Annotated in this window: 2 pseudogenes; both read left to right on the top strand. The window is 64.2% G+C overall.

The annotated features are described in order from the left end of the window. Positions 1 to 2: 2 nt before the first annotated feature. Positions 3 to 224, top strand: a pseudogene (locus I5M_RS09420) (lipid-transfer protein); the annotation flags it as partial. A 23-nt stretch (positions 225 to 247) separates the two neighbouring features. Then, a pseudogene (locus I5M_RS09415) lies at positions 248 to 657 on the top strand (amino acid ABC transporter substrate-binding protein); the annotation flags it as partial.

Genomic DNA, 657 nt, shown 5'->3' with positions numbered 1-657 from the left:
TGATGGGCGCCGAGGCGGCGCGCCGCGCGCTCAGCGATGCCGGCATCGGCTACGACGCCATCGAGCAGGCCTTCGTCGGCTACGTCTACGGCGACTCAACCTGCGGCCAGCGCGCGCTGTATCAGGTCGGCATGACCGGCGTGCCGATCGTCAACGTCAACAACAACTGCTCCACCGGCTCGACCGCGCTGTATCTGGCGCGGCAGGCGATCGGGGCGGCGTCGGTGGGCGTAAGCTGCGAGCCGAAGTGACCGACATCGATATCATGACGCCGGAAGGCACGGTGTCGGCGATCCAGACGCTCACCGGCAAGCACGTCCATGCCATCGCTTCGGCTTTCGTGCTGATCCCGCAGCCGGCAATGGACGCCGCCGCGGCGTCCGCTACACCCTATCTGCACGGCAACACCTCGATCGCCTCGCTCGACCTGGTGAAGGCCAACCCCACGAAGTACAAGAACATCTTCCAGATCGATCCGGCCGAGACCTGGTACGGCTACGGCTTCGTTCGTTACCTGAAGAAGCTCGCAGCTGCAGGCTGGAAGCCGAAGAACAACAAGATTCACATTGTGCAGGAGCAGATCTCCTACACCCAGGTGATCTCCAAGTCGGTGCAGAAAGCGATCGCCGAGTCCGGCGGCGAGTGGGCGCTCGGACA

It is taken from the genome of Rhodopseudomonas sp. B29, from assembly GCF_000333455.1.
GTDB lineage: Bacteria > Pseudomonadota > Alphaproteobacteria > Rhizobiales > Xanthobacteraceae > Rhodopseudomonas.
The sequence above is the reverse complement of the archived record's forward strand: the minus strand, read 5'-3'. Positions and strand labels throughout refer to the sequence as shown.